The sequence below is a fragment of the Anoxybacillus amylolyticus genome (genome assembly GCF_001634285.1).
GTDB classification, from domain to species: domain Bacteria; phylum Bacillota; class Bacilli; order Bacillales; family Anoxybacillaceae; genus Anoxybacteroides; species Anoxybacteroides amylolyticum.
Genome location: NZ_CP015438.1, coordinates 2,418,153 through 2,440,266 on the forward strand (window position 1 = coordinate 2,418,153; position 22,114 = coordinate 2,440,266).

General features: G+C 43.3%; 31 protein-coding genes and 1 pseudogene. 13 read left to right on the top strand and 19 right to left on the bottom strand.

Going from position 1 to position 22,114, the window contains the following annotated elements:
• The first annotated feature begins 33 nt into the window (after window positions 1-33).
• Window positions 34-954: an aldo/keto reductase gene (locus tag GFC30_RS12335; protein ID WP_066326015.1), complete on the top strand. Its 921-nt coding sequence runs from the start codon at window positions 34-36 to the stop codon at window positions 952-954.
• A 22-nt stretch (window positions 955-976) separates the two neighbouring features.
• Here the strand turns inward: GFC30_RS12335 and GFC30_RS12340 are convergent, their stop codons facing one another.
• The 3 genes from GFC30_RS12340 to GFC30_RS12350 all read right to left on the bottom strand — a co-directional run bounded on the left by GFC30_RS12340 (window position 977) and on the right by GFC30_RS12350 (window position 1,984).
• Window positions 977-1,201 carry a YqkE family protein gene (locus GFC30_RS12340; protein ID WP_238583509.1) on the bottom strand — a complete coding sequence of 75 codons (225 nt, stop codon included), beginning with the start codon at window positions 1,199-1,201 and terminating at the stop codon, window positions 977-979.
• Window positions 1,202-1,416: 215 nt separating this feature from the next.
• Complete coding sequence (locus GFC30_RS12345) at window positions 1,417-1,656, bottom strand: DUF2552 family protein (RefSeq protein WP_066326019.1); 240 nt, start codon at window positions 1,654-1,656, stop codon at window positions 1,417-1,419.
• Window positions 1,649-1,984: an iron-sulfur cluster biosynthesis family protein gene (locus tag GFC30_RS12350; RefSeq protein WP_066326021.1), complete on the bottom strand. Its 336-nt coding sequence runs from the start codon at window positions 1,982-1,984 to the stop codon at window positions 1,649-1,651. The genes GFC30_RS12345 and GFC30_RS12350 overlap by 8 nt, the downstream gene beginning before the upstream one ends.
• Window positions 1,985-2,069: 85 nt before the next feature.
• Here GFC30_RS12350 and GFC30_RS12355 point away from each other — a divergent pair, with 85 nt between their 5' ends.
• Entirely contained in the window at window positions 2,070-2,279 is a 210-nt protein-coding gene (locus tag GFC30_RS12355) for a CDGSH iron-sulfur domain-containing protein (RefSeq protein WP_066326022.1), read from the top strand.
• 3 nt (window positions 2,280-2,282) lie between these two features.
• Entirely contained in the window at window positions 2,283-2,486 is a 204-nt protein-coding gene (locus GFC30_RS12360; protein WP_084256339.1) for a YqzH family protein, read from the top strand.
• A gap of 24 nt (window positions 2,487-2,510) precedes the next feature.
• On the opposite strand, the gene GFC30_RS12365 is transcribed toward GFC30_RS12360, so the two are convergent.
• Both GFC30_RS12365 and GFC30_RS12370 read right to left on the bottom strand, forming a co-directional pair.
• A complete protein-coding gene (locus GFC30_RS12365; RefSeq protein WP_066326025.1) occupies window positions 2,511-3,302 on the bottom strand; it encodes an SDR family NAD(P)-dependent oxidoreductase in 792 nt (263 codons plus the stop codon).
• On the bottom strand, window positions 3,296-4,255 hold the full coding sequence (locus GFC30_RS12370; protein ID WP_066326026.1) for an MBL fold metallo-hydrolase: 960 nt from the start codon (window positions 4,253-4,255) through the stop codon (window positions 3,296-3,298). The genes GFC30_RS12365 and GFC30_RS12370 overlap by 7 nt, the downstream gene beginning before the upstream one ends.
• A gap of 434 nt (window positions 4,256-4,689) precedes the next feature.
• Here GFC30_RS12370 and proI point away from each other — a divergent pair, with 434 nt between their 5' ends.
• From proI to GFC30_RS12385, 4 genes are all read left to right on the top strand, one after another.
• Window positions 4,690-5,523, top strand: a complete 834-nt coding sequence (proI, locus tag GFC30_RS12375; protein WP_066326032.1) for a pyrroline-5-carboxylate reductase ProI — start codon at window positions 4,690-4,692, stop codon at window positions 5,521-5,523.
• A gap of 71 nt (window positions 5,524-5,594) precedes the next feature.
• Window positions 5,595-6,602: an NADPH dehydrogenase NamA gene (gene namA / locus GFC30_RS12380; RefSeq protein ID WP_409978486.1), complete on the top strand. Its 1,008-nt coding sequence runs from the start codon at window positions 5,595-5,597 to the stop codon at window positions 6,600-6,602.
• 103 nt (window positions 6,603-6,705) lie between these two features.
• Window positions 6,706-6,849: a hypothetical protein gene (locus tag GFC30_RS17230; protein WP_162484112.1), complete on the top strand. Its 144-nt coding sequence runs from the start codon at window positions 6,706-6,708 to the stop codon at window positions 6,847-6,849.
• Window positions 6,842-7,159, top strand: a complete 318-nt coding sequence (locus tag GFC30_RS12385) for a type II toxin-antitoxin system PemK/MazF family toxin (RefSeq protein ID WP_066326033.1) — start codon at window positions 6,842-6,844, stop codon at window positions 7,157-7,159. Before GFC30_RS17230 ends, GFC30_RS12385 begins: the two co-directional genes overlap by 8 nt.
• A 231-nt stretch (window positions 7,160-7,390) precedes the next feature.
• On the opposite strand, the gene GFC30_RS17705 is transcribed toward GFC30_RS12385, so the two are convergent.
• The 5 genes from GFC30_RS17705 to GFC30_RS12400 all read right to left on the bottom strand — a co-directional run bounded on the left by GFC30_RS17705 (window position 7,391) and on the right by GFC30_RS12400 (window position 9,000).
• Window positions 7,391-7,564: an imm11 family protein gene (locus tag GFC30_RS17705; protein WP_338012307.1), complete on the bottom strand. Its 174-nt coding sequence runs from the start codon at window positions 7,562-7,564 to the stop codon at window positions 7,391-7,393.
• A 21-nt stretch (window positions 7,565-7,585) separates the two neighbouring features.
• Window positions 7,586-8,116, bottom strand: a complete 531-nt coding sequence (locus GFC30_RS12390; protein WP_338012317.1) for an IS630 family transposase — start codon at window positions 8,114-8,116, stop codon at window positions 7,586-7,588.
• Entirely contained in the window at window positions 8,082-8,252 is a 171-nt protein-coding gene (locus GFC30_RS17870; RefSeq protein ID WP_238583510.1) for a helix-turn-helix domain-containing protein, read from the bottom strand. Before GFC30_RS17870 ends, GFC30_RS12390 begins: the two co-directional genes overlap by 35 nt.
• 66 nt (window positions 8,253-8,318) lie before the next feature.
• Window positions 8,319-8,528, bottom strand: a complete 210-nt coding sequence (locus tag GFC30_RS17875) for a helix-turn-helix domain-containing protein (protein WP_238583511.1) — start codon at window positions 8,526-8,528, stop codon at window positions 8,319-8,321.
• A gap of 178 nt (window positions 8,529-8,706) precedes the next feature.
• Window positions 8,707-9,000: a hypothetical protein gene (locus GFC30_RS12400; RefSeq protein WP_158512136.1), complete on the bottom strand. Its 294-nt coding sequence runs from the start codon at window positions 8,998-9,000 to the stop codon at window positions 8,707-8,709.
• Window positions 9,001-9,168: 168 nt separating this feature from the next.
• On the opposite strand from GFC30_RS12400, the pseudogene tnpA reads away from it, so the two are divergent.
• Together tnpA and GFC30_RS12405 are read left to right on the top strand one after the other, a co-directional pair.
• Window positions 9,169-9,553 (top strand): annotated as a pseudogene (gene tnpA, locus GFC30_RS16640) (IS200/IS605 family transposase).
• Window positions 9,554-9,565: 12 nt separating this feature from the next.
• Window positions 9,566-10,675: an RNA-guided endonuclease TnpB family protein gene (locus GFC30_RS12405; RefSeq protein ID WP_066326039.1), complete on the top strand. Its 1,110-nt coding sequence runs from the start codon at window positions 9,566-9,568 to the stop codon at window positions 10,673-10,675.
• A 227-nt stretch (window positions 10,676-10,902) separates the two neighbouring features.
• On the opposite strand, the gene rnz is transcribed toward GFC30_RS12405, so the two are convergent.
• A complete protein-coding gene (gene rnz, locus GFC30_RS12410) occupies window positions 10,903-11,835 on the bottom strand; it encodes a ribonuclease Z (RefSeq protein WP_066326040.1) in 933 nt (310 codons plus the stop codon).
• A 167-nt stretch (window positions 11,836-12,002) separates the two neighbouring features.
• Here rnz and zwf point away from each other — a divergent pair, with 167 nt between their 5' ends.
• The 4 genes from zwf (at window position 12,003) to GFC30_RS12430 (ending at window position 14,924) form a co-directional block, all read left to right on the top strand.
• Complete coding sequence (gene zwf / locus GFC30_RS12415; protein WP_066326042.1) at window positions 12,003-13,490, top strand: glucose-6-phosphate dehydrogenase; 1,488 nt, start codon at window positions 12,003-12,005, stop codon at window positions 13,488-13,490.
• 13 nt (window positions 13,491-13,503) lie between these two features.
• On the top strand, window positions 13,504-14,115 hold the full coding sequence (locus GFC30_RS12420; RefSeq protein WP_066326044.1) for a cyclase family protein: 612 nt from the start codon (window positions 13,504-13,506) through the stop codon (window positions 14,113-14,115).
• A gap of 69 nt (window positions 14,116-14,184) precedes the next feature.
• Window positions 14,185-14,514 (top strand): hypothetical protein, encoded by a 330-nt coding sequence (locus tag GFC30_RS12425; RefSeq protein WP_066326046.1) that lies wholly within the window; start codon window positions 14,185-14,187, stop codon window positions 14,512-14,514.
• Between the two features lie 137 nt (window positions 14,515-14,651).
• Window positions 14,652-14,924, top strand: a complete 273-nt coding sequence (locus GFC30_RS12430) for an AbrB/MazE/SpoVT family DNA-binding domain-containing protein (protein ID WP_066326048.1) — start codon at window positions 14,652-14,654, stop codon at window positions 14,922-14,924.
• A 521-nt stretch (window positions 14,925-15,445) separates the two neighbouring features.
• Here GFC30_RS12430 and GFC30_RS12440 read toward each other — a convergent pair.
• From GFC30_RS12440 to dltA, 8 genes are all read right to left on the bottom strand, one after another.
• A complete protein-coding gene (locus GFC30_RS12440) occupies window positions 15,446-15,667 on the bottom strand; it encodes a type II toxin-antitoxin system HicA family toxin (RefSeq protein WP_066326052.1) in 222 nt (73 codons plus the stop codon).
• Entirely contained in the window at window positions 15,654-16,091 is a 438-nt protein-coding gene (locus GFC30_RS12445) for a hypothetical protein (RefSeq protein WP_066326054.1), read from the bottom strand. Before GFC30_RS12445 ends, GFC30_RS12440 begins: the two co-directional genes overlap by 14 nt.
• 138 nt (window positions 16,092-16,229) lie before the next feature.
• Window positions 16,230-17,639 (bottom strand): NADP-dependent phosphogluconate dehydrogenase, encoded by a 1,410-nt coding sequence (gndA, locus tag GFC30_RS12450; protein ID WP_066326056.1) that lies wholly within the window; start codon window positions 17,637-17,639, stop codon window positions 16,230-16,232.
• 118 nt (window positions 17,640-17,757) lie between these two features.
• Window positions 17,758-17,940, bottom strand: a complete 183-nt coding sequence (locus GFC30_RS12455; protein WP_066326058.1) for a hypothetical protein — start codon at window positions 17,938-17,940, stop codon at window positions 17,758-17,760.
• Between the two features lie 72 nt (window positions 17,941-18,012).
• Entirely contained in the window at window positions 18,013-19,191 is a 1,179-nt protein-coding gene (gene dltD / locus GFC30_RS12460; protein WP_066326060.1) for a D-alanyl-lipoteichoic acid biosynthesis protein DltD, read from the bottom strand.
• A complete protein-coding gene (gene dltC, locus GFC30_RS12465) occupies window positions 19,188-19,424 on the bottom strand; it encodes a D-alanine--poly(phosphoribitol) ligase subunit DltC (protein WP_066326063.1) in 237 nt (78 codons plus the stop codon). Before dltC ends, dltD begins: the two co-directional genes overlap by 4 nt.
• Before the next feature lie 18 nt (window positions 19,425-19,442).
• Window positions 19,443-20,591 (bottom strand): D-alanyl-lipoteichoic acid biosynthesis protein DltB, encoded by a 1,149-nt coding sequence (gene dltB, locus GFC30_RS12470; RefSeq protein ID WP_066326065.1) that lies wholly within the window; start codon window positions 20,589-20,591, stop codon window positions 19,443-19,445.
• Window positions 20,588-22,111, bottom strand: coding sequence for a D-alanine--poly(phosphoribitol) ligase subunit DltA (dltA, locus tag GFC30_RS12475; protein WP_066326067.1), 1,524 nt, complete (start codon window positions 22,109-22,111; stop codon window positions 20,588-20,590). Before dltA ends, dltB begins: the two co-directional genes overlap by 4 nt.
• Window positions 22,112-22,114 lie beyond the last annotated feature (3 nt).

Sequence of the window (22,114 nt, forward strand, 5' to 3'; positions counted from 1 at the left end):
AAATGGAGAAAATTAGTGATTGGAGGAGAAAGGATGAACAAACGGCGCATCGGTTCATCGGATTTATATGTAAGCGAAGTCGGGCTTGGCTGCATGTCGCTCGGTACAGAGGAGAAAAAGGCCATTCGCCTCATTCATGAAGCGCTTGAGCGTGGCATTAACTATTTAGACACCGCAGACTTGTACGACCGCGGCTTAAACGAGCAGTTTGTCGGCAAAGCGATCAAAGGAAAACGCGATCAAGTTGTGCTAGCAACGAAAGTCGGAAACCGTTGGGAAGAGGGGAAAGACGGCTGGTATTGGGACCCGTCCAAAGCGTATATAAAACGAGCGGTAAAAGAAAGTTTGCGTCGCTTACAAACGGACTACATCGATTTGTACCAATTGCACGGCGGAACTATCGACGATCCGATCGATGAAACGATCGAAGCGTTTGAAGAGCTAAAACAAGAAGGGGTTATTCGCTACTACGGCATTTCCTCGATTCGCCCAAATGTCATTCGCGAATATGTAAAACGGTCGAATATCGTTAGTGTCATGATGCAATATAGTTTGCTCGACCGCCGTCCGGAAGAACTTTTCCCGCTTCTAAAAGAGCATCATATTAGCGTCATCGCCCGCGGACCAGTGGCGAAAGGGTTGCTCACAGAGCGACCGCTCGAAGCAGCAAGCGAGGCGGTGAAAACAAGCGGCTATCTTGATTATACATACGAAGAATTGCAAGCACTTTTGCCGGCGTTAAAAGCAAAAACAGCAGCTCACCGCTCGTTTACCGCGACCGCTCTGCAATTTTGCCTATATGATCCGGTCGTCGCTGCTGTCATTCCCGGCGCTAGCAGCGTCGAGCAGCTGACGGGCAATATTGCCGCTGCTTTCGCTCCCGCATTGACGAAAGAAGAATACGAATGGCTAAAACAACATACGAAAGCGTCTATTTATAATACGCATCGCTAAAAAAGCCCTGAACACTCAGGGCTTATTCCTTAAATTTTCGCCAATCTAAATTGCTCTCATTGAGCAGTTCTTCAAACGTTTTATTTTTCTCGCGCTGCCGCTGTTCGTCTCGTTTGCGCGCTTCTTCTTCCGCTTTTTTTCTTTTTTCTTCCGCTTCTAACGCGCTCTTTTTCGCGCGCAGCTTCGCGTATAAATCGGTGTCAAGGTAATCTTTTACCGTGATTTTTTCTTCTGATTGATTTTTCACTACAATCCCTCCGCATAAAAATACGATTCTTTTTCCAAGATAAAAAAGGACATGATTTTAACGAAAGGAGAATCGTTCTATGACGAACCGTGCGCAAAAAGGAAAGCCGTCCGCAGATACGGTCAACCCAACAATTGCTAAAGAAGAATTAGAAAAAGCGACCCATCCAACCAAACGGCAAAATTCCCCGCAATGACAAGGAGGCGGTTGCCTCCTTATAAAATCTCGGTAACGTTCGGCAGATGCTCTTTTATCCACTGAATCGCCTCATCAAGCGTCGCAAATTCCGTTGTCGTAAACGTCATTTCATCTTGCAGTAGCCAAACATCTTTCGGTTCTTGATAAATACCGGCAATCGACCAATGCAATAAACTATATGGGTCGTTTTCATGCATAAATGATACCCATGTTTTTTGTTTCGCGATATTGGCAATTTGCTTTAATTTATCATTCATGCTGTTCACTCACTTCCACAAGCGACATGCGCGGATTTAAGATTTGATTCGAGCTTTTCAACAGAAAACACCCTGCTCCTTCCACAGCGTCAATCACCATTTTATCATCGTAAAAAACAAGACGTGATTTTTCCAAAAGCACTGGAACATAATTCGTTTCAATCGCTATATCATCTTCCTCTGCTTGATCGACGAGCCATAATGTCGGCACGCCGCTGACGGCGCAACCGCAGCCTTCCGTATCATATTTTAATTTTAATCGCTTTTTTGTATTCGACAAAATCTGTTCGAGTTGTTGCATTGCTCGATCCGTAAATGTAATATTCATAATGACCGCCCTTTTTGTCATTAAATTTTTACATACGCTAACTATACTACCAAAAATGAGAGCACAAATAAAGGAGGAACCCTACATGGCTAAAGTACAAATTAAAGTAAATGACAACGGCTCATTTCGCGTAACAGGAGAAGTGGAATTAATCGACGCGGAAGGCAACAAATTCGAAACGAAAGAAACGTTTTCGCTCTGTCGTTGCGGCATGTCGCAAAAGATGCCGTTTTGTGACGGATCGCATAAAGGAAAGTTCCAATCGGTCGTCCGTGCCACCCCATCGCAATCATAGGAGATGAATCGATTGGACGAAAAATGGCTAAAAAAATTCGTGCAAAACTGCCTTCGCCAATATGGGCGAGATACGGAAGCGTTCCCGCTCACCGATTCGGAGTGGGCGGATCTATATCAAAACATCATGCGAGAAAACGAAACACATCCAGAGATGGATGTATACGAAATCGTTCATGATGTCGTGTATGAGTATATGACAAAATAAGCCTCCTTGCGCAGCCAAGGAGACTTATTTTTTAAAAAAAGCATTTTTCCCCATCGCTTCAACGAGCGACGGAAACATCTGATACAGCTTACTTCCAGCATTCATCCAGCGCGGCATGTTCACTTCACGCGTCGGTGTCATCATCGCATCGACGACGCGGCGAGCGACGTCATCTGCTTGAAGCATCCACCGTTTCACATTTTTTACGTAATCCCCTGTTGCATCGGCAACAGAAAAAAAGTTCGTTTCAATCGGTCCAGGGTTGACGGCGGTCACAAATATCCCATATTGCGCCGCTTCCATGCGCAAGCTGTTCGTAAACCCAAGCACCGCATGCTTCGTCGCCGCATAAACGCTCGACTTCGGCGTCGCAATTTTCCCCGCCTGTGAAGCAATATTGATAATATGCCCTTTCCGCCGCTCCATCATCTGTCGATACACCATTTTCGTACAAGCAATCAGCCCGCATACGTTCACCGCAAACATCGCTTCCGTCTCTTTTAAATCAATGTCTTCGACGTAGCGAAACACGCCAAACCCAGCATTGTTGACAAGCACATCGATTTCTATTTCTTGCAACAGCTTTTGAAACAATGCTTCAACCGCGGCGAGGTCACTGACATCCAATCGTTCATAACGGCACGGAACACCGTATGTCGCTTTTATCTTTTCCGAAATCTGCGCTAAGTTTTTCTCATTGCGCGCAAGCAATACCGGAATACCGCGCCTTTTCGCCACTTCATAAGCGATCCGCTCGCCAAGCCCTCCGGATGCGCCGGTAATGACGACGTATTTTCCCTCCAAACTCCTCACCATCTCACCGCCTCATAAACATACGCATCGTTTTCTTTTCGTTTCATTATCTCCCCGATATGTTCTAAATAATCGAGCTGTCCGATTGTTTCTGACATCGTCAGCAAAAATTCCCGCTCATACACGGTTGAAAAAAGATGTCGGCATACATCAAAGGCAGTCATTGGTCCTTGTGTTAACATCTCTAATACTTGTTCCGCGCGCTCATGTTGTTTTTTCAACCGCTTTTCCACTAGCTCCGGCACGTCGGTGACATCTTCACCATGCCCTGTTTTTATTTTCGCAATGTCATATGACAGCAATTTTTTTAATGAATCATTATATTGCAAAAGTGGTTTCGGACGTTCCCATGTTCCGATTTCCGGAGGTTCTAAAAGCGGATTTGATGACACTTTTGCTAATAGATGGTCACCGCCAATCATCAGCCCGTCTTTTTCCCGATACAACACGATATGGCTTTGCGCATGCCCTGGCGTTTCAATTACCGCCCAACCTTCCATACCGTTGATGCGGTCGCCTTCCGAGATCGCTGTGGTGAGCGAGCGCTCGCATGAATAGCGAAGCGAACGGCGAAGTTTCGGCAGCTGCGGCAAAAACGCAGCATCAATACCACACTCAACTAAAAATTGTTCAAAGTAATGCTGATGCCACTCCAAAAACTTCGGGTCTTTGCTAATCCATGGCTGCGCTTTCGGATGGGCGATGACCGGAATGGAATCTGGCAAATAATCAAGCAAGCCGACATGGTCAGGATGATGATGCGTCAAGACCACTTGTTCAATATCGCTCGGTTCATAGCCTATTTCTCTCAATTGGCATTGAAACACTTGCCACGCTTCTTCCGTTTTCACCCCGGCATCGATTAATGTCAGTAACTCACCTTTGACAATATACATATTGACGTCCCCGACAGGAAACGGCGTCGGAACGACAATGCGATACACCTCTTTTTCCATCAATATTCCCCTTATCATTATATTATAATAATTTCCGAATTATCATGTTATTAAACAGTTTACACCGTTTTTCGTCATTTGTCATTTCTTTCTTATTATTCGCAAAAAAATTCAGAAAATAAATTGATTTTCCCTATTGACAACAAGCTTGTTTTCCGTGCATAATTGCAAACAAAACAAGGCGATGATTGGGACTAGTAAATGGAAAACGGCAAAAGAGAGTGAAACCCACCGGCTGAAAGGTTTCATTGCCCTCTTTCCCATTGAACCTACCCAGGAGCTGTTAGGCAAACCTAACCGTACAGCCGACGATACCGGCTAAAGAGGTGGGCGTGTCTTGCGCCAACAAAGGTGGTACCGCGGAAACAAAGACCTTTCCGTCCTTTTTCGAAGGGGCGAAAGGTCTTTTTTATTTGAGATGAGGAGGAGAGAAGATGAGCAAAGAAACAACGATTACGTTTCTTGGTGCAGGGTCGATGGCAGAAGCGCTTATTTCTGGGGTGGCAAAAACGTTATACGAGCCAAACCAAATGATTGTTACGAATCGTTCAAACGTCGAACGTCTTCACTATTTGCAACAAACATACGGTGTGCGAACAGAAACTAATAAAGAAAAAGCGGTGAAAGAAGCGGATATTGTCATTTTGGCAATGAAACCAAAAGACGTCGCAGAAAGCCTCACTCCGATTGCACACGCCTTTAGCGAACAACAGCTCATTATTTCTTTACTTGCGGGAGTAACAACTGATACGATTACATCGCTTATTGGAAAACAACTCGCCGTCGTTCGCGCGATGCCGAATACGTCGGCCGCCATTCGAAAATCAGCGACTGCGCTTTCATCCGGTCGGTATGCAACAGAAACCCATTTAGCAGTCGCCAAGACGCTATTTGAAACGGTTGGTATCGTCACCGTCGTGGAAGAACAACATTTGCATGCGGTAACAGGGTTGTCTGGGAGCGGACCGGCGTACGTCTATTATTTAGTGGAAGCGATGGAAAAAGCAGCGGATGAAATCGGGCTTGAGCGCGCTGTGGCGAAAGAGTTGATTTTGCAAACGATTATCGGCGCCGCCCATATGTTAAAAGCGACGAACAAACATCCTTCTGTGCTGCGCAAAGAAGTAACAAGTCCAAGCGGCACGACAGAAGCTGGCATCAGTGTGCTTGAGCGCTACCGCTACCAAGAAGCGATGGTTGCTTGCATTAAGCGGGCGACCGAACGCTCCAAAGAACTCGGTCAGGCACTCCTTTCCTCCGTCCAATAGTGCAAGTTGTTTTTCTTTTCCAAGTGCGCGTGGTATCATTTTTTATGGAAGATACTACGGGAGGGATGGATATGTTATTTTCACCATATACGATTCGAGACGTCATCTTAAAAAACCGCATCGTCATGTCACCGATGTGCATGTACGCATGCGACAGAGAAGACGGGACGGTACGCAATTGGCATCTCATTCATTATCCGACACGTGCCGTAGGGCAAGTCGGACTCATTATTGTCGAAGCGACAGCCGTAACACCGCAAGGACGAATTTCCGCTCGCGATTTAGGCATTTGGGACGATAACCATATCGACGGATTACGCACGCTCACGACGCTCGTTCATGAACAAGGCGCAAAAATCGGCATTCAGCTTGCCCATGCGGGACGAAAAGCGATGGTGGACGGGGAGATCATCGCTCCATCGCCGCTTCCGTTTGATGAAAACACGCACACACCGAAAGAGATGACGAAAACGGATATTGATGAAACGATTCAAGCGTTTCAAAACGGCGCGCTTCGTGCCAAAAAAGCCGGCTTTGACGTCATTGAAATCCATGCGGCGCACGGCTATTTAATTAACGAGTTTTTATCGCCATTAACGAACAAACGAAATGATGAATACGGTGGCACGTTTGAAAATCGCTACCGCTTTTTAAGCGAAGTCATTGAGGCTGTAAGAGAAATATGGGACGGACCGCTGTTTGTCCGCGTCTCCGCTTCCGATTATCATCCAGACGGTTTAACCGTAAAAGACTACGTCGAATACGCCAAACGCATGAAAACGCAAGGCGTTGATTTGATCGACGTTAGTTCTGGTGCCGTTGTTCCAGCCAAAATTGACGTATACCCAGGCTATCAAGTGCCGTTTGCCGAAGCGATTCGTCGTGAAGCTGACGTACCAACAGGCGCTGTTGGACTGATTACATCTGGACGGCAAGCAGAAGAAATTTTACGAAACGGTCGCGCCGATTTGATTTTCATCGGGCGAGAACTCCTTCGCAACCCATATTGGCCAAAAACAGCTGCAAATGAGCTTGGCATCCCGCTTGAGGCGCCAAAGCCATATGTGCGCGGATGGTAAATAAAGCGCACGTTTAGAGGATTGACCACCTGCTTTAACTTTGCGAAAATTTATAATGAGATGATTAAAAATAAGGGTGATACATGTGAGGGCGGAAGAGTTCATGAAAGCTTTAGACGAAATGGACAATGCGGAGCGAATTAAATTGCTATCATGGCTTTTCGACAAATACTTTGACAACAGACCTCCAAAAGATGTCATTGAAAAAGAACTAGAAAAAGAAATATGGGGAGAAGACGATGAGTAATCTGGGAAGACGAGGCGAAGTATGGTTTGCAGAAATAAAAGGAAAACGAAGACCTGTGCTCATCGTATCTCACCATAATGTTGTCGTAGAATTGGACAGAGTGATTGCAAATATTACAAGTCAACAGCCACGAAACAAATATGATGTCGTCTTAGAATATTGGAAAGAAGTGGGATTAGACAAACCGTCCGTTGTTAGGTGCTCAAAAATTAACACCATTCATTATCGGGAGCTTCTTTTCAAGATTGGAAACTTGCACGAACATGACCTAAAACGGGTAATGGAAACGATTAGAAACTATTTTTCTTAAAGCTGACCGACATTATCGGTCAGCTTGTTTTTCGCCTCTTTCAATTGGAAACGATGAAAAATCGAAAGCAAGTGAAACGTTCGGAAAAATCGTTTTGGCTTCTTCAACGAGCTAAATGGGGAGTCCCTCCAAACGATTCTCCATTCCTCCTAGGGCATTTTCGATACGGGAAATGCCCTATTGGTGCTGGATTCTGAAAATCTCACTAGTATTGGGCTGAATGGATACTATTTAGATCACTTTAACTTCTAAAAAGTCACATCCTGTTATATTATTTTTCTCTATTAATTCTCTAAGTTCTTCTGATATGAATATTGGAATTTCATCACCCTTGAGTTTAATAATATGCTTTGATTGTATTGCCTCCTTACATAAAGCATATTTTCTTATACTATATACATCCAAATTGACATTTTAACCTCTGGTTCACGCAGCACACCCGATGCTGCGTAACACTTCATCTCGGTGCTGCAACACATATTGTTCAAAACGAGTAATAGACTGGGCAATGTCGTTTTGATCTTTATGCAAGACGTTGGCAATGACTTCATCTTTCAGCCACTTCCACAACCGTTCCATCGGATTCAAATGAGGCGAATACGGTGGCAGAAAAATAAAGTGAAAGGCACCGCCTTCTTCTCCATCGAGGAATGCTTGCACCATGTTGGCATGATGAATCGGTGCATTGTCCAACACAAGCACGATGAATCGATCCGGATATTTCTCTTTCAACAGGCACAAAAAGTCTAGGAACGTTTCGGCATTGGCGGATGATGCGCGATGAAACACGACATCGCCTTGTTGCACGTCGACGGCGCCAAAAATGGACACGTGGGTATGGTGACCGTAGCTTGGCACTTGTTTTTGATTCCCTACTTCTGCCCATGTCGTACGAAGTGCTTGATACGCGCGAACATGCGTCTCATCGACATGAAGCAGAACGATTTCTTCCGTGATTAGTTTTTTTTATAAACTCGAGTTCTTTTTCAAAGGCCGCTTGAAGTACTGGATCGCCTTTGACGAGCTTATAGGTCGGGCGTGTCCATGACAAGCGAAGACGATGCAACAACTTACGAATGCCTTCCCGTGACATCGAAACACCATAGGTTTGTTGGATGTAGGACTGTAAGATACGTGTGTTCCATGACGAAGAAATGCCCTATCCGACATCCACAGGAGTGGTGGTTAATACCAGTTGTCTGATCTCCTGTTGTTGTTCTTCCGTCAGAAATGGAACGCGACCAGGTGGCAAGCGACGATCGAGTAAATGATCGAGCCCACCTTCATTAAAGCGTGCGACGTAGAGAGCAACCGATTGACGGCATAAATTGATCATTTTCGCTACATCTTTTCCGAGATGCCCTTCCATGACGAGGCGAACGGCGGTAACCCGAACGCGAAGAGAAGCATCTTTGATTTTCCGTTCTTATTTCCGAAGTTTTCGAGGCGTCCAGCCGTGATCATTCGTCATTTTAAGACGTTTCATGTCATTTCCGCTCCTTTTATATGTGGGTGTTTAGGAGCAGTATAACCATGGAAAAAGGCGTTCATACAGAAGTCATTGCTTTAAAGTGCATGTATATAGTACCCTTAATAATACTCACAGCCTGATCTAATTTTTTCGGATCAATATCAAATCCTTTCTTAATGGCATTTGTTACTTTTGAAATGTTCTTTAGACCACCTAGTCCCGGAATAAAACCAACTAACGCTTCGGCCACATCTTTTGCATTGGATTTCGGATTGCTTAACACTTGATACAAGCGATAGGCATCTTTGATCGTACCTACCACCGGAACGAAGTCGGTGACCACATCGATTAGTTCCTTATAAATAATCAAACATTTTTTTTCGACATTTTCCTTTTTTTAACATCTTTCCGAAAGAAGTCTCCCACTTCTAAACGAAGTGAAAGTGGGAGATGAATTTCGGTGAGGCGTAGGTATGAGTTGTTTCTTTTTTGTGTTATGATATAATCAGTATTAGAAAAATGAAAGGTTGTTGTATAAATTAAATTAGACAGTAATAACCATTCAGTATTCCTGTTGTATTATCATCTTGTTCTGGTTGTAAAATATCGCAGACAAGTGATTGATGATACCATATCTGACTATGCAAAAGATATGTTTGTGAGATTGGGGAAAAATTACAATATTTCCTTGGTCGAATGGAATCACGATATGGACCATGTGCATATTTTGTTCAAAGCACATCCGAATAGTGAACTATCAAAGTTCATCAATGCCTATAAAAGTGCAAGTTCTCGACTGATTAAAAAGCATTTTCCGCAAGTGAAAAGAATATTTTTGATCAAGAAATTTTTTCCTGTTTACAACGGGCGGTGCCATCCTTGAAGTAATAAAAAAATATATAGAAAATCAAGGGATGAAGTGATGTGGTGTCGATATGGTAAACAAATCATATAAATTCCGTCTGTACCCAACAAAAGAACAAGAACAGCTGCTTGCCAAAATCTTCGGTTGTGTCCGTTTCGTTTATAACAAAATGCTTGAAGAACGCATACAAATTTATGAAAAGTTCAAAGACGACAAAGAAGCTTTGAAAAAACAAACATTTCCGACCCCTGCCAAGTACAAAAAGGAGTTTCCTTGGCTTAAAGAAGTGGATAGCCTTGCGTTAGCAAACGCCCAATTGAATTTGCAGAAAGCGTTTCAAAATTTCTTTTCGGGTCGTGCTGGATTTCCAAAGTTCAAAAACCGCAAGGCGAAACAGTCGTACACCACAAATGTGGTCAATGGCAATATTCAACTTTCAGATGGCTATATCAAGTTACCCAAACTGAAATGGGTCAAGTTCAAGCAACATCGGGAGATTCCTGCCCACCATATCATCAAGGCTTGTACGATCACGAAAACAAAAACAGGAAAATACTATGTTTCTATTCTCACCGAATACGAACATCAACCTGTCCCCAAAGAAATACAAACGGTTGTTGGGCTTGATTTTTCCATGAATGGTTTATTTGTCGATAGCGAGGGTAAGAGAGCCAATTATCCTCGTTTCTATCGGCAAGCATTGGAAAAATTAGCGAAAGAACAACGGATATTATCACGCCGAAAGAAGGGTTCTAATCGTTGGCACAAACAGCGTTTGAAAGTAGCGAAGCTACATGAGAAAATAGCGAACCAACGAAAAGACTTTCTACACAAAAAATCATACGAATTAGCGAAACAGTATGATTGCGTGGTCATCGAAAACCTCAACATGAAAGGGATGTCGCAAGTCCTGAATTTCGGCAAGAGCGTTCATGACAACGGCTGGGGGATGTTCACGACATTTCTCCAATACAAGTTAGAGGAGCAAGGGAAAAAGCTTATCAAAATAGATAAGTGGTTTCCGTCATCTAAAACTTGTTCATGTTGCGGTCAAGTAAAGGAATCTTTATCGCTTTCTGAGCGTACATTCCGCTGTGAATGTGGATTCGAGAGCGACAGGGACGTCAATGCGGCAATCAATATCAAACATGAGGGCATGAAACGATTAGCGATAGCCTAACTTGTCCTCGAACCGTGGGACACACGGGGATCGCTCAGTCAACTTCCCGTCATGAGATGGGATTACCTGAGAAGCCCCCACCTCTAAGCGAAGCGTAGGTGGTGGGAGCATGTCACTCGACATTTCAAAATCATGAACAAGAGGCGAGAATCGTATGTCGGGCGTACTGTACGATCCAGTATGAATCTTCGTAAGGAACTGGTCTGCATCATCGGCCAGCTCTTTTTTTACTCCGCGCTTCTTTTCGGAATCGGAAACGAGGCAAAATCAAACGCAATTGCCACGTTCGGAAAAATCGTCTTTGCCTCTTCCACGAGTTGATCACACATCTCCCCTTGGTAACGCGAGCTAATATGAGTCAGAATAAGTTGCTTCGCCCCAGCCCGCTTCGCCACCTCAGCCGCCTGCACCGTTGTTGAATGATAGTAATCACGCGCTAAATGGGCTTCCTCTGCGCCAAACGTCGCTTCATGCACGAGCACATCCACTCCTTCGGCAAGTTCCACGCTCGCGTCGCAATAGCGCGTATCGCCCATAATCGCTAGCTTTCTTCCCTTTTTCGACGGACCGACAAACTCGCGGCCATCAATCACCGTGCCATCGTCTAATATGACCGTTTCCCCTTGTTTAATTTTTTGGTAAACCGGCCCTGGACGAACGCCAAGTGCTCGCAGCTTGTCCACTAACAACGTACCTGGCAAATCTTTTTCGACGATGCGAAAACCGTAGGAAGGCATCCCATGATCCAATCGTCTTGCCGTTACGATAAACTGCTCGTCTTCCAACACAACCCCTTCTGTTATTTCAACGACTTGCAACTCATATTTGAGGCGCGTTCCGCTGACCGATAGTGCCGTTTCGATAAACGGACGAATTCCTTTTGGTCCATACACGCAAAGCGGCGTGTCGCCCCCTTGAAACGAGCGGCTGCCAAGCAACCCTGGAAGCCCAAAAATATGGTCGCCGTGCAAATGGGTAATAAAAATGTTTTCGATCCGCCCCGGTCTGACAGACGTATGTAAAATTTGATGCTGTGTTGCCTCCCCGCAATCAAACAGCCACGTCGTTCCCCGTTCTTCTAACAACTGAAGCGCAATGGCCGACACGTTTCGCCCTTTAGCCGGAACTCCCGAACCTGTCCCTAAAAACAACAGTTCCACTCCATACACCTCTTCCAGATTATTCTGATGTTTAGCGTACCAATGTTTCCGACACAATTCAACATTGTTTTCCGTATCTTCTGTGTTAAAATGTTTGCGTTCATGACTGAAAATATCTACAATTAGATATTTGAAGAGACAATTTTAGCTAAAGCGAGGTACATATCGTGAACAACGTGAATCCAAAGTCACTGATCGTTATCTTTGGCGCCACAGGGGATTTGGCGAAACGCAAACTGTTCCCTTCCATTTACAGACTATACCAAAAAGGAAAACTATCAGAAGAATTTGCCGTCGTAGGGGTGGCACGGCGTCCTCTTTCTAACGATGAGTTTCGTCGCTATGTAAGCCAATCCGTTGAGGATTCGACGAAACAAGAACTGTCTGATCCATCGTTTGTTTCCCGTTTTTACTATCACTCGCTCGATGTGACAAGCGCGGCGTCATATCAAGAGCTGAAAACGTTGCTTGAACGATTGGAAGAAACGTATCGTATTCCAGGCAACCGTATTTTTTATTTAGCGATGGCGCCAGAATTTTTCGGGACGATTACATCGCATTTAAAATCAGAAGGGCTAACGGCAACGAACGGCTGGAAGCGGCTTGTCATCGAAAAACCATTCGGTCATGATGTAAAAAGCGCTCAACAGCTAAACAAAGAAATCCGTCAATCATTTTCTGAAAAGGAAATTTTCCGGATCGATCATTACCTCGGCAAAGAAATGGTGCAAAACATCGAAGTCATTCGCTTTGCGAACGCGATTTTTGAGCCGCTCTGGAATAACCGGTTTATTGCCAATATTCAAATTACATCGAGCGAAACGCTCGGTGTGGAAGATCGCGGTCGCTATTATGACCATTCTGGCGCGCTTCGCGATATGGTGCAAAACCATATGTTGCAAATGGTCGCGCTTTTGGCAATGGAACCACCGATTAAATTGACGACGGATGACATTCGCAACGAAAAAGTGAAAGTGTTGCGCGCGCTTCGCCCGATTACGCACGATGAAGTCGATCAATATTTTGTGCGGGGGCAATATGGACGCGGCTTTATTCGCGGCCAAGAAGTGGTCGGCTATCGGGAAGAAAACAGCGTCGATCCACAGTCGAATACCGAAACGTTTGTCGCTGGCAAACTAATGATCGACAACTTCCGTTGGGCTGGCGTGCCGTTTTACATACGTACTGGGAAACGGATGACCGAAAAATCGACGAAAATCGTCGTGCAATTTAAAGATGTGCCGATGAATTTATATTATCGAACGAGCGAACACGTTCATCCGAATTTGCTCGTTATTCACATTCAGCCAGATGAAGGGATTACGCTTCATTTAAATGCGAAAAAAAGCGGCGAAAGCATGAAAACAACACCGATTAAACTCGACTACTGCAACAATTGCATCGACGGCATTAATACGCCAGAAGCGTATGAGAAATTGCTGTATGACTGCATGCGTGGCGATGCGACAAACTTTACGCATTGGGATGAAGTCGCTGCGTCATGGAGCTTCGTTGACCCGATTTCCGAAGTATGGGCAAATACGAAAGCCGCTGACTTCCCGAACTACGAAGCAGGCTCGATGGGACCGAAAAAAGCAGATGAACTATTGCAAAAAGACGGCTTCCATTGGTGGCCATTAAACGGAACAATGTGAGGAGGAAACAACGATGAAAATATACGATGTCACCGCTCCGATTTTTGAAGGAATGCCTGTGTATAAAAATAAGCCGGAAAAACAACCGAAACTAACAACCGTCACCAACGATTACGTCACCGAATCGCGCATCGACATGGATGTGCATACCGGTACGCATATTGACGCACCACTTCATATGGTGAAAAACGGAGAAACGTTTGAAACGATTTCGCTTGAAAAACTTGTCGGCTACTGCAAAGTATTGGACGTCACAACCGTCAATGATCGCATTACAAAAGAGGATCTCATTCATTTTGATATTCAAGAGAACGATTTCATCTTATTCAAAACAAAAAACTCATTCGACGACGCATTTCACTTTGAATTTATTTACGTTGCCGAAGATGCCGCCATCTATTTAGCAGAAAAACGCATTCGCGGCGTCGGCATTGACGCGCTCGGCGTCGAACGCAACCAAGCAGGACACCCAACGCATAAAACGCTGTTCGGTCATGGCATTATCGTCATTGAAGGGCTTCGTCTAAAAGACGTACCAGCAGGGGAATATTGGATGGTCGCTGCTCCACTCAAACTCGTCGGCACCGACGCCGCCCCAGCGCGCGTATTATTGTTTGAACAATAAACAATCCCCCTCATCGAATGGTGAGGGGAATTTATTAGCTACAACTGTATCAAATGGGAGGGGATAACTATGCATAAGCATTTGCCGATGGAAGAAGAAGTGATGGACATGTTAGTTGGGGGATTTTCCTTCATCATGTTCATTGCAGTCATCACGATTGTATATCTTTGGAGAAACAATCGAGCGCAACAGGTAGCTTTCTTATGGATTTTTTGTCATTTTTTCTTGCTTTCCATTGGGGTATATTTTGCATTCAAAGCCATTTCTTTTAACCTCGAGCATGCACAAGCGTCAGTAGAAATTTCGCTCCTTTTAGGTAAAGCAGGGATATCATGGGGCGCGGGCATGATTTGCTTATTAATTGGGGTTGCGAAACTGGCAAACAAACCAACGCAATAACAGGGCGTTGTGTAAAGCTATTTTAGATTCACGCAAGAAATGAAAATGTTGTGTATTTAATTTCGTTTTGTCATATACTAATAGTAAGGAAAGTAGGAATTCCCCTACTTTTTAAATATTTAAAGGAGGAAGATAATATGCACATTCCGATTGTTGATCATGCTAAGGTAATGTCTAAAGGGCAAATTACACTTCCTAAAGATATTCGGGCAAAACTTGGTCTATCTGTAGGCGATCGTGTTACTCTCATTTGTGAAGAAGATCGCGTTATCCTTATGAATTCAGCAGTTTACGCCATGAAAATGCTACAAAAAGAAATGGAAGGAGAAGCAGAAAAAGCTGGGATATGTACCGATGACGACATCACAAATTTAGTGAAGGATATTCGGGCGGAGATGGAAGGTTTATGAGAGTATTGATTGACACCAATATTTTGATTTCTGCGTCTTTAAATAGTAGCAGTACTCCATATCAAGCGTACATCAAAGCCGTTACTTATCCCAACCACAGAATCGTATACGATCAAAATATTGACGAGCTACGACGTGTATTCAATCGGAAATTTCCGCATAAAATTCAAGCGCTTGAACATTTTTTATGACTGGCGCTTACTGTCCTTGAAGTGATTCCAACTGTATTTGATAATAGAATTTTGAGTCACACTGATTACATCTTTGTGAGCCACCTTCAACTTAGCGAATGGTAAATCTGATGTATCTTGACAAGGAGCATCCAGAAGCATGATTTCACTTGAAAGGTGCCACATCAAGGTGTTTCGATAGGCATCAAGCCAATCATGCCTCTCACTCCATATCAATAATACGGTATTTTTCGCTGGAAATGGGTGCTCACGTTTTCATAAGCGAAGTGGGCTCAATGTTATGTGAGCAAAGCAAAAACAATATCAATTCATGTAGCAAGCAATATGCCGTCAACTATTTCGGTTAAATTCTTCTTGTGTAATTTTTAATTGATTTTTTAAGATGTCCTTCCAAAGACGAACAGGAATTTCTTTTCCCAATGAATGGCTTACTTTTGTTTTTAATACTTCCCCGTTCACAAATTTCCGATAATAATAATGATCCGCCCCTTTTTTGTATTGTTCCCATCCGTTACGCTCTAGATACCGTTTTAAATCTCTAAACTTCGGCAACGTCTTCTCCGAACAATAAATGCTCTATATCATCTAATGATTCGCAAAGCAAAATGCGTAACGCGTAGGGAATAAGGGATTGCGTATTTTTCGCTTCGAACATTAGCGGATGATGGATGAAATCTTCGGCAAATTCGCGCGCTGCAACAGCAGCCGCACGACGACATTCCGCTTCCGTTTCTCCCATCGCATAATCGTTGATTGGTTCAATCCAAGCCGTAAAGCTTCCATCCTCTTCTTTTCTCATATCGACACAGAACTTATACGGTTCGAGAATCTGTGCAAGGAGCATACGATTGAGAAACACACCGTCTGTCTCATTTTTTTTACGGGCTTTCACTAAAGAAGGAATGCATTTCTGCAAATCATCAAAAATATGCGTAAAGTTTTGTCTTGCAACTGTAAAACGATATTCTTTTAACATGCTCATGCCTCCTCACCTCCTATAGTATCATAATATGTACAATTTGTACATTATGTACACATTAAACAACTATTTTAGACTACGCTCTAAAAAAGGAAATAAAAACCCCCAGAGCCACTTGCCCTAGGGGGTGTTCGTTTATTTCAACCATTCGGTATGGAAAATGCCTTCTTTGTCGATGCGTTCGTACGTGTGCGCGCCGAAGTAGTCGCGTTGGGCTTGGATAAGGTTCGCTGGCAATGTTTCCATCCGGTAGCTGTCGTAGTATGCTAAGGCGCTGGCAAATGCCGGAACTGGAATGCCGCGCATCGCTGCGGTTGCGACGATTTCACGAAGCGATTGTTGATAGTTTTCGACGATGTCTTTAAAGTATGGGTCAAGCAATAAGTTTGGCAGCGCTGGATCGCGATCGTACGCCTCTTTAATTTTTTGCAAAAACTGGGCGCGAATAATGCAGCCGCCGCGGAAAATCATCGCGATATTGCCGTATTGCAAATTCCAGTTATATTCTTCTGATGCGGCTTTCATTTGTGCAAAGCCTTGGGCGTACGAGCAAATTTTGCTCATGTAAAGCGCGCGGCGAACAGCTTCAATAAAGTGCGCACGGTCGCCTTCATACGGCTTCACCGCCGGACCAGATAAAAGTTTGCTTGCTTTGACACGCTCGTCTTTCATCGCTGAAATGAAACGAGCGAATACCGATTCCGTAATAATTGGAAGCGGAACGCCTAAGTCGAGCGCGTTTTGGCTCGTCCATTTTCCTGTCCCTTTTTGGCCCGCTTTGTCTAAAATGACATCGACGAGCGGCTTGCCTGTTTCTTCATCGATTTTTGTAAAAATGTCTGCCGTAATTTCGATTAAATAGCTGTCTAACTCCCCTTTATTCCACTCCGCAAACACTTCATGCAACTCTTGGGCATTTAACCCGAGCACATGTTTTAATAAAAAATACGCTTCGGCAATTAATTGCATATCGCCGTACTCAATGCCGTTATGCACCATTTTCACATAATGTCCGGCACCGTCTGGACCGATGTATGTCGTGCACGGCTCGCCGTCCACTTTTGCGGCAATTGCTTCGAAAATTGGGCGCACAAGCTCGTGTGCTTCTTTTTGTCCCCCTGGCATGATTGAAGGGCCTTTTAATGCTCCTTCTTCCCCGCCGGAAACGCCTGTACCGATAAAATGAATGCCGAGTTCCGCAAGTTCTTTATTACGGCGCTGCGTATCTTTAAAATACGTATTGCCGCCATCAATCACGATATCGCCTTTTTCTAAATGCGGCTTTAATTGTTCAATCGTTGCGTCGGTCGCTGCACCAGCTTTGACCATCAACAAAATTTTGCGCGGCTTCTCAAGCGCGTTGACAAACTCTTCGATGCTATATGTACCGACCACGTTTTTCCCTTTCGCTTCTTGTAAAAACTCGTCTGTTTTTTCTCGTGAACGGTTATATACGGCAACAGAATACCCACGACTTTCAATATTAAGCGCCAAATTTTTCCCCATGACCGCTAAACCAATGACACCAATTTGCTGTTTTGCCATTTGAAACGTTCCTTTCTATTTTTGATTGTTCAACAAAGAACATACCATAGTCCATTTTTTCATTCAAGTTTTATGTTCAAAAGAAAAGAGCCCTTTGTTCGGACTCTTTTCCTTCCATTTAATACCCGCCGTATGGATAACCACCATATGGATATGACGGATAATACGGATAGTACGGGTAATGATGGTGATGCGGATAATACGGATAATATGGGGAATACGGTCCGTGCGGATAGTGCGGATAATAGCCGCCGTGCCCCGGATACCCTCCATATCCTCCTTGCCATTGTTGTCTATCCATCGTTCATTCCTCCTCTAGGCTTTCCTTCGCTTATAGCATATGCTCCTAGGGAAAATGTGTATGGGCGCATACCTAGTGTTGATGGACAAACTCGATAATGGCTTTATCAATTGGGAGCCAGCCTTTATACCCTAAATGCATCGTATCTTTTAAAAAGTACGGGTCATATTCATGATTGCTTAAATCAAGGACAGGAAACCCTTCTTTTTCAATTTGTTGTTTAATTTTTTGATAATACCCTTGTCGTTCTTGTTTGCTTAGACCCATATAATCATACCAAAAACCGTTGACAGGAACGGACACAAACAAAGGTTGTGCGTTCGCTTCTTTTAACACATCAAGCACTAGCTGGAAATCTTTATATTCTGGCGAGGTAAGTAGCCGCGAGTCTTTGCGAAATCCCTTTAATTGCTCAAATTTCGGCTTAATTCTTTTATTGTAATAAAAATTATCGATGTAAAAGTGGTTGTTCGTGCTCTTTACTTTCGCCAGCTCGACCGCATTTTTCTCTAGCTCATCCCACGTTTTATTTTTCACTAACGATGGCTGTGGATGAAGCTTTGTGATTGGCACATCTAAAATCGCATGCAGCAAGTCCCGCTTTTCTAATGCTTTCATTAAAAGGAAAGCGAACGGCTTCATAACAGCAGCTTTCATTTTGGTTTTCCTGTCTTGATGCACTTTTGCCTCTAACAGCGTCTTTAACATCGCATCGTTTTTCACGACATCAAACGTCAACAACCGTTTTGCCCCCTCTACTTGAAGGGCTTTGCTTACTTTCGGTTCAAGCGCAAACCGATATGCTTGCAACGCTGAAAAATTAGCGTCAAACGATTGCTGCGTCGCTCCTTCTTGATAAAACCATTGCGGTGACAAAATAAATAATAGCTTTTTATGCTTCAAACCGTCTTTTTGGTCAGCAAAATTTAAAAAATGCACAAAAGACTGCATTCCTCCTCTTCCTACAAGAAAAGGAGTAACCCCAATCGGATTGACTTTAAAATAGTTAGACGGATGAAACGTGTCAAGCCGCGACAATTCCGATGAACCGTAAATCGGCAAATAGTGAGGGCTCTCTAGCATTTTCTTTTGAATAATTTCGCCTTGAAACATGTTAAAATCAAGGTCAACCGCCTCTTCTTCCACCTTTTTATCTGTAATGAGCGGGAGAAGATATTGGTTTGGGATGAATAAAATCATGCAGAAAAGGACGATAGCCGCTAAAAGCGGGCTAAACGACGGTCGTTTCATGCCCAATTCTCCAATATAGCGATAATTTTATTCGGCGTCGACCATTGTTCCCGATCTACTTCTGAAATGCCGACACGAATCCCTAATTTCTCCTCAATCCCCATCAATAACGACACTACCCCAAACGAATCAAGCAAGCCTTCTTCAAATAACTCGATATTTAAGTTTTCTTTCACAACGTCCGTTTGGCAAATTTCTTCTAAAAGTTCAAGAACTGTATGTTTGATCTCCATTTTCTTTTCCTCCATCCATTAAAATAATCGACCTGAAAAAATTAAAAAGCCAAAACAGATAACATGGAACGTGATGATGATCGATAAAACTTCTGTCACTTTATTTTTCTTCCAAATCTTCCACTGTTTATTCTTCCGTTCAAAATAATCGTAAGCAATCATGAGTGCCGCATGGTAAAGCCCGTAGGCGACATAATGAAGTTCAAGCCCATGCCATACTCCCATAAGAAAAAACAATAAAAAATATCCGATGGACGAAACGGTATAGCGATTTTGGATCCATTTTTTCTTCATCATCCAAAAGACAAACCGCATGTACACATAATCTCGAAACCAAAACGACAGCGACATATGCCATCTGTTCCAAAAATCTTTCATATTTTTGCTTAAAAATGGAAGGTTAAAGTTTTCCGGCGTTTTCACTCCCATGATATAGCTTGCACCAATGGCGAACGCGCTATATCCAGCAAAATCGAAAAATAAATATAAGCTATAGGCATACATATAAATGAATGTAGAAAGCGGCGTATGCCCTTGTATAAACGGCGTTTCGATCACCCGATCGTTAATGACGTAAGCAATAATAAATTTATATAAAAATCCTAAAAAGATTTTGTTGATTCCTTTGTATAAAAGAAGACGATACTCTTCTCGGGTCGGGATTGTCTCCATATCTTTTTGGAACCGTTTAAACCGATCGATCGGTCCTGATGAAATCGTTGGAGAAAACAACAGAAACATCAACTGTTCTTTTACTGTCACTGTTTTCAGTACCCCGTCCCGCATGTCGATAATCATTTGCACCGTTTTAAACGTTAAATAAGAGATACCTAAAAATCCGACGATGTTGCTCATCTTCCATACTGGAAGCAATTTCGTAACAAGCAAAGGAACGAGAGATAGAAACACAACGGCATAAAAAACACCCGCTTCGTTTTTTTCTTTTCGATAAAAAGCGTACCAATTAACTAAGATCACTTGCCAAAAAATATACACAATAAACGAAACGAGTTGGTTCATTTCAGATGCAAACGCTAAAAGAAGAATGACAACGTGTACAAATGAGTTGTACACGTTGCTCCTTTTTCCTTTATACCCGAGCACAGCAACAGGAATCAACAAAACACCGAGTATCATAAAAAAGGAAAACGACGAATACGGTATCATACTCCGACCTCATTTGCAATTTTTTTCCGATCTGCTTTTCCATTGTTCGTCATCGGCAAAGAGGAAACGTAAACAAATTTTTTCGGAATCATATATGCTGGCAATAGCTGTTGCAGTTCTTTCTTTAAATAAGCAGTTAATTGATATTCTTTTTCAAACGTATGCTTTTTCGGCACGAGAACAGCCGTTAAGTATTGACATTTATTTTCTTTGTAAACGGGTACAACAACAGCGCTTTCAACGAGCGAAAGCTTTCGCAATTGCGCCTCGATTTCTTCAATTTCCATTCGATATCCATTTAATTTAATTTGAAAATCAAGCCTTCCTGCGCAAAATAACCAACCGTTTTTCTTATAGCCGACATCGCCGGTTTTATATGCTGGTTGGTTGTTATAGCGGAAAAACGCTTTGTTTGTCAGCTCTTCGTTCCGCCAATACCCTTTGCTAACGCTTTTGCCAGTAATAATAATTTCCCCTTTTTCTCCGTCCTCTACTTCCTTGCCATTTTCATCTACGATAAAAATTCCCACATCTTTCTTTGCGACTCCAACAGGAAGCGCCGGATACTCGCTTAAAATTTCTTCCGTAATCTCGACGCTTGTAACAGCAACCGTTGCTTCTGTCGGTCCGTACGTGTTATAAACAACCGCATTGGGGAACCGCTGTTTTAATTTGCGCGCCGTTTCATTCGGCAACATCTCCCCACAAAACAAAAAGGTTTCCAAAAACGGCAACATTTCCGCAGAAAAACATTCATCCATTAAACACATTTCCGCAAAAGAAGGAGTAGACGTCCATACATGAATACGCGATGCTTGCAATGATTCAAACAACCACTTCGGATTGGCGATAAGCTCTTTTGAAATCGTCCATAACGTTCCGCCTAAATAAAGGCATGGATATACATCCATCACCGACAAATCAAACGAAAACGGCGCTTGGTTCAAAAACCGTTGCTGTTCTTTTAGCCCGAAATCGGACACCATCCATTCGACGAAGCTTGCTAAATTGTTATAGCTAATTTGCACGCCTTTCGGATTTCCAGTACTGCCTGATGTATAAATAATGTAAAAGTTTTGTTCCCCGATAACGAATTGATCGGTAGGCGGTTGCTGTCCTTCATAGGAAGCAATTGCCTCTTTTATTTCCTTATCCTCAAGCATTAGGACATGGTTGTAATTTTTCAACGTTTCCGGTACACTTCCTGGCGTTAAAAATAACGCCGCTCCGGAATCGTCCATAATTTTTTTCACCCGTTCTTCCGGAATGCTCGTATCTACCGGAATATACGCCCTTCCTGATTTCACTGCCGCTAAAAAGCAAACGAGCATCAATGGCTCCATATGCCCGTAAACGATGATTGGGGCATCATTACCGCTCATTTTTTCACATATAAAAGCAGCAAGTGCGTTCGAATATGTTTCAAGTTCTCTATATGTCAGCTCGTTTCCATTGGAAGAAATGGCGACGCGGTCTGGGGCACATTGTGCCCATTTCTTTATTTGGGTATATAATTCCATGAA

What these genes read in the sequence shown, in the direction of transcription:
- GFC30_RS12350 (WP_066326021.1), bottom strand. Translation starts at nt 1,984, where the DNA reads ATGAATATTACATTTACGGATCGAGCAATGCAACAACTCGAACAGATT.
- GFC30_RS12385 (WP_066326033.1), top strand. Translation starts at nt 6,842, where the DNA reads ATGAGTAATCTGGGAAGACGAGGCGAAGTATGGTTTGCAGAAATAAAA.
- GFC30_RS12360 (WP_084256339.1), top strand. Translation starts at nt 2,283, where the DNA reads ATGAATCGATTGGACGAAAAATGGCTAAAAAAATTCGTGCAAAACTGC.
- GFC30_RS12335 (WP_066326015.1), top strand. Translation starts at nt 34, where the DNA reads ATGAACAAACGGCGCATCGGTTCATCGGATTTATATGTAAGCGAAGTC.
- namA (WP_409978486.1), top strand. Translation starts at nt 5,595, where the DNA reads ATGTTATTTTCACCATATACGATTCGAGACGTCATCTTAAAAAACCGC.
- dltB (WP_066326065.1), bottom strand. Translation starts at nt 20,591, where the DNA reads ATGATACCGTATTCGTCGTTTTCCTTTTTTATGATACTCGGTGTTTTG.
- GFC30_RS17875 (WP_238583511.1), bottom strand. Translation starts at nt 8,528, where the DNA reads ATGGAAGGGCATCTCGGAAAAGATGTAGCGAAAATGATCAATTTATGC.
- GFC30_RS12355 (WP_066326022.1), top strand. Translation starts at nt 2,070, where the DNA reads ATGGCTAAAGTACAAATTAAAGTAAATGACAACGGCTCATTTCGCGTA.
- GFC30_RS12445 (WP_066326054.1), bottom strand. Translation starts at nt 16,091, where the DNA reads ATGTTAAAAGAATATCGTTTTACAGTTGCAAGACAAAACTTTACGCAT.
- GFC30_RS12370 (WP_066326026.1), bottom strand. Translation starts at nt 4,255, where the DNA reads ATGGAAAAAGAGGTGTATCGCATTGTCGTTCCGACGCCGTTTCCTGTC.
- GFC30_RS12345 (WP_066326019.1), bottom strand. Translation starts at nt 1,656, where the DNA reads ATGAATGATAAATTAAAGCAAATTGCCAATATCGCGAAACAAAAAACA.
- GFC30_RS12405 (WP_066326039.1), top strand. Translation starts at nt 9,566, where the DNA reads ATGGTAAACAAATCATATAAATTCCGTCTGTACCCAACAAAAGAACAA.
- dltD (WP_066326060.1), bottom strand. Translation starts at nt 19,191, where the DNA reads ATGAAACGACCGTCGTTTAGCCCGCTTTTAGCGGCTATCGTCCTTTTC.
- GFC30_RS17870 (WP_238583510.1), bottom strand. Translation starts at nt 8,252, where the DNA reads ATGTCACGGGAAGGCATTCGTAAGTTGTTGCATCGTCTTCGCTTGTCA.
- dltC (WP_066326063.1), bottom strand. Translation starts at nt 19,424, where the DNA reads ATGGAGATCAAACATACAGTTCTTGAACTTTTAGAAGAAATTTGCCAA.
- GFC30_RS12455 (WP_066326058.1), bottom strand. Translation starts at nt 17,940, where the DNA reads ATGGATAGACAACAATGGCAAGGAGGATATGGAGGGTATCCGGGGCAC.
- GFC30_RS12430 (WP_066326048.1), top strand. Translation starts at nt 14,652, where the DNA reads ATGCACATTCCGATTGTTGATCATGCTAAGGTAATGTCTAAAGGGCAA.
- GFC30_RS12420 (WP_066326044.1), top strand. Translation starts at nt 13,504, where the DNA reads ATGAAAATATACGATGTCACCGCTCCGATTTTTGAAGGAATGCCTGTG.
- GFC30_RS17230 (WP_162484112.1), top strand. Translation starts at nt 6,706, where the DNA reads ATGAAAGCTTTAGACGAAATGGACAATGCGGAGCGAATTAAATTGCTA.
- dltA (WP_066326067.1), bottom strand. Translation starts at nt 22,111, where the DNA reads ATGGAATTATATACCCAAATAAAGAAATGGGCACAATGTGCCCCAGAC.
- GFC30_RS12425 (WP_066326046.1), top strand. Translation starts at nt 14,185, where the DNA reads ATGCATAAGCATTTGCCGATGGAAGAAGAAGTGATGGACATGTTAGTT.
- gndA (WP_066326056.1), bottom strand. Translation starts at nt 17,639, where the DNA reads ATGGCAAAACAGCAAATTGGTGTCATTGGTTTAGCGGTCATGGGGAAA.
- GFC30_RS12365 (WP_066326025.1), bottom strand. Translation starts at nt 3,302, where the DNA reads ATGGTGAGGAGTTTGGAGGGAAAATACGTCGTCATTACCGGCGCATCC.
- proI (WP_066326032.1), top strand. Translation starts at nt 4,690, where the DNA reads ATGAGCAAAGAAACAACGATTACGTTTCTTGGTGCAGGGTCGATGGCA.